The sequence below is a fragment of the Streptomyces sp. NPDC059900 genome (genome assembly GCF_050270335.1).
In the GTDB taxonomy this organism is placed as follows: Bacteria; Actinomycetota; Actinomycetes; order Streptomycetales; family Streptomycetaceae; genus Streptomyces.
Window position 1 is genome coordinate 1 of sequence record NZ_JBNNJZ010000636.1, and the last position, 4,346, is coordinate 4,346.

General features: G+C 69.6%; 3 protein-coding genes. 2 read left to right on the forward strand and 1 reads right to left on the reverse strand.

What is annotated here, in order from left to right; genetic code table 11:
- On the forward strand, positions 1 to 2,227 hold a 2,227-nt coding region (locus ACQKIP_RS40895; protein ID WP_427745338.1), incomplete at its 5' end, for a DUF3516 domain-containing protein.
- Between the two features lie 86 nt (positions 2,228 to 2,313).
- A complete protein-coding gene (locus ACQKIP_RS40900; protein WP_365854461.1) occupies positions 2,314 to 3,219 on the forward strand; it encodes an acyl-CoA thioesterase in 906 nt (301 codons plus the stop codon).
- A 9-nt stretch (positions 3,220 to 3,228) separates the two neighbouring features.
- Here the strand turns inward: ACQKIP_RS40900 and ACQKIP_RS40905 are convergent.
- Positions 3,229 to 4,346, reverse strand: a 1,118-nt coding sequence (locus tag ACQKIP_RS40905; RefSeq protein ID WP_427745339.1) for an MMPL family transporter, incomplete at its 5' end; no start/stop codon positions are given.

Consider the following 4,346-nt stretch of genomic DNA (forward strand, 5'->3'; position numbering starts at 1 on the left):
CTTCGGCACCGAGAACGTCGGCATGCTGACCGGTGACGCGTCCGTGAACTCCGACGCGCCCGTCATCTGCTGCACGGCCGAGGTCCTGGCGTCGATCGCGCTGCGGGACGGCAAGGACGCCGACATCGGCCAGGTCGTGATGGACGAGTTCCACTTCTACGCCGAGGGCGACCGCGGCTGGGCCTGGCAGATCCCGATCCTGGAACTGCCGCAGGCGCAGTTCATCCTCATGTCCGCGACACTCGGCGACGTCTCGATGTTCGAGAAGGACCTGACGCGCCGCACGGGCCGCCCCACCTCGGTGGTCCGCTCCGCGACACGCCCGGTCCCGCTCTCGTACGAATACCGCCTGACGCCCATCACGGAGACCCTCACCGAGCTCCTGGAGACCAAGCAGGCGCCCGTCTACATCGTGCACTTCACGCAGGCGCAGGCCGTCGAGCGCGCGCAGTCGCTGATGAGCATCAACATGTGCACCCGCGAGGAGAAGGACAAGATCGCCGACCTGATCGGCAACTTCCGCTTCACCACCAAGTTCGGCCGCAACCTCTCGCGCTACGTGCGCCACGGCATCGGCGTGCACCACGCGGGCATGCTGCCCAAGTACCGGCGGCTCGTGGAGAAGCTGGCGCAGGCCGGCCTGCTGAAGGTCATCTGCGGCACGGACACCCTCGGCGTCGGCGTCAACGTCCCCATCCGTACGGTCCTGTTCACCGCCCTCACCAAGTACGACGGCACGCGCGTACGGACCCTGCGCGCCCGGGAGTTCCACCAGATCGCGGGCCGCGCCGGGCGCGCGGGCTTCGACACGGCGGGCCTGGTCGTGGCGCAGGCGCCCGAGCACGTCATCGAGAACGAGAAGGCCCTCAACAAGGCGGGCGACGACCCCAAGAAGCGCCGCAAGGTGGTGCGCAAGAAGGCGCCCGAGGGCTTCGTGGGGTGGACCGAGGCGTCGTTCGAGAAGCTCATCGCCTCCGAGCCCGAGCCGCTGACCTCCCGCTTCCGCGTCACGCACACCATGCTCCTCGCGGTGATCGCCCGGCCGGGCAACGCCTTCGAGGCGATGCGCCATCTCCTCGAGGACAACCACGAGCCGCGCAAGCAGCAGCTGCGGCACATCCGCCGTGCCATCGCCATCTACCGCTCGCTGCTCGACGGCGGCGTGGTCGAGCAGCTCGACGAGCCGGACGCCTCGGGCCGCATCGTGCGCCTGACGGTCGACCTCCAGCAGAACTTCGCGCTCAACCAGCCGCTGTCGACCTTCGCCCTGGCCGCCTTCGACCTGCTCGACAAGGAGTCGCCCTCCTACGCCCTGGACATGGTGTCGGTCGTGGAGTCCACCCTCGACGACCCGCGCCAGATCCTCGCCGCCCAGCAGAACAAGGCGCGCGGCGAGGCCGTGGCCCTGATGAAGGCGGACGGCGTCGAGTACGAGGACCGCATGGAGCGCCTCCAGGACATCACCTACCCCAAGCCTCTGGAGGAGCTGCTCTTCCACGCCTACAACACCTACCGGACGAGCCACCCGTGGGTCGGCGACCACCCGCTCTCCCCCAAGTCCGTGATCCGCGACATGTACGAACGCGCGCTGACCTTCACGGAGTTCACCTCCTTCTACGAACTCGCGCGCACCGAGGGCATCGTCCTTCGCTACCTCGCCAGCGCGTACAAGGCCTTCGAGCACACCATCCCGGACGACCTGAAGTCCGAGGACCTGGAGGACCTCATCGCCTGGCTCGGCGAGATGGTCCGCCAGGTCGACTCCAGCCTCCTGGACGAGTGGGAGCAGCTGGCCAACCCCGAGGTCATGACCGCCGAAGAGGCCCAGGAGAAGGCCGACCAGGTCAAGCCGGTCACCGCCAACGCCCGCGCCTTCCGCGTCCTGGTGCGCAACGCGCTCTTCCGGCGCGTCGAGCTCGCCGCCCTCGACCACGTCGAGGAGCTGGGCGAACTGGACGCCGAGTCCGGCTGGGACGCGGACGCCTGGGGCGCGGCCATGGACAAGTACTGGGACGAGTACGACGATCTCGGCACCGGTCCCGACGCGCGCGGCCCCAAGCTGCTGCTCATCGAGGAGGACACGGAGCACGGTCTGTGGCGCGTCCGGCAGACGTTCGCCGACCCGAACGGCGACCATGACTGGGGCATCAGCGCGGAGGTCGATCTCGCGGCCTCCGACGAAGAGGGCCGCGCCGTCGTCCGGGTCACCGACGTCGGCCAGCTCTGACCGCCGACCGCTGAGAACCGAGCACTGACCGCTGACCGCTGACCGCCCGAGCTTTTCCCCGTCCGGACTGGAGTCGAGGAACCGTCATGAACAATCCCGCCGACCGGCTGGTCGACCTGCTGGACCTGGAACAGATCGAGCTCAACATCTTCCGTGGCCGCAGCCCGCAGGAATCCCTGCAGCGGGTGTTCGGCGGGCAGGTCGCCGGCCAGGCCCTGGTGGCCGCCGGGCGTACCACCGAGGGCGAGCGCCCGGTGCACTCGCTGCACGCGTACTTCCTGCGGCCCGGCCGTCCGGGCGTGCCGATCGTGTACCAGGTCGAGCGGGTGCGGGACGGGCGCTCCTTCACCACACGCCGGGTCACCGCCATCCAGCAGGGCCGCACCATCTTCAACCTCACGGCCTCCTTCCACCAGCCCGAGGAAGGGGCCTTCGAGCACCAGCTGCCGCCGCGCATCACGGCGCCCGACCCCGAGTCGCTGCCGACGGTCGCCCAGGAGATCACCGAGCACCTGGGTGCGCTCCCCGAGCAGCTGGAGCGCATGGCCAGGCGTCAGCCCTTCGACATCCGCTACGTCGACCGGCTGCGCTGGACCCCCGAGGAGATCAAGGACGCCGAGCCGCGCAGCGCGGTCTGGATGCGCGCGGTCAGCCCGCTCGGCGACGATCCGCTCGTCCACACCTGCGCGCTGACGTACGCCAGCGACATGACGCTCCTGGACGCCGTCCGCATCCCGGTGGAGCCGCTGTGGGGCCCGCGGAGCTTCGACATGGCCTCGCTCGACCACGCCATGTGGTTTCACCGCCCCTTCCGCGCGGACGAGTGGTTCCTCTACGACCAGGAGTCCCCGATCGCCACGGGTGGCCGCGGCCTCGCGCGCGGCCGGATCTACGACATCGAGGGCAGGCTCCTCGTCTCGGTCGTCCAGGAAGGGCTCTTCCGCGCCTACGGGGAGCGGCACATGGACGGGCGGCCCGCCACGGGGGCGTGAGCACCCGCCTCAGTCGCGCTGGGCCGGCGGTGGAGCGGCCTGGCTCTCGCCCTCGGCATCGATGTGCGGGAGCAGCCGGTCCATCCAGCGCGGTGCCCACCAGGCGGATTTACCCAGGAGCGTCATCACCGCGGGCACAAGCAGCAGGCGGACCACGGTGGCGTCGATGAGCACGCTGGCCGCGAGGCCGAGCCCCAGCATCTTCACCACGATGTTGTCGCTGATGAGGAACGCGGCGAAGACGCTCACCATGATCAGTGCGGCGCAGGTGATGACCCGTGCGGTGATCTCCAGGGCATGGGCGACGCTCGCCCTGGCATCCCGGGTGCGCAGCCACGCCTCGTGGACCCGGGACAGCAGGAAGATCTCGTAGTCCATGCTCAGACCGAAGACGATCGCGAACATCATCATCGGTACGTAGCTCTCGATGGGGACCTTCCCCGACACCCCGAGCGCCGGCCCGCCCCAGCCCCACTGGAACACGGCCACCACGACCCCGTACGAGGCGGCGATCGACAGGACGTTGAGCACCGCGGCCTTGACCGCGACGAGCAGGCCGCGGAACACGACCAGGATGACGAGGAAGGCCAGCGCCACCACCACCGCGATGATCAGCGGCAGCTTCTTGGAGACGATGTCCAGGAAGTCGGCCTGCGCGGCGGTCGTCCCCGTGACGTACGTGCTCGCCTTCGTCCCCTTGACCGCCTGCGGGAGCACGTCGTCGCTCAGGTTCTTGTGCAGATCGGTGGTCCGCTCGTCCTGCGGGGCGGCCACGGAGTAGGCGGTGGAGATCAGGACGTCGCCGTCCGACGTGGCCTGGAGCGGCGTGACGGCGGCCGCGTCGGATACGCCGGTGAGGGCCTTCTGCGCCTGGGTCTTCAGTGCCGCCCTGTCCGACTGGGGTACGTCGCTCTGGTCGATGACGAGGGTCATCGGGCCGTTCGAGCCGGGTCCGAACGCGGAGGACATCAGGTCGAAGGCGCGCCGGTCGGTGAAGGACTTCGGGTCGGCCCCGTCACCGATGTGCCCCAGCTGGATGGAGAAGACCGGAACGGACAGGACGGCGAGCACGACGGCGCCGCCGGCCAGGAACCACCAGGGCCGCCGCTCCACGCGCTGCGCGTAGC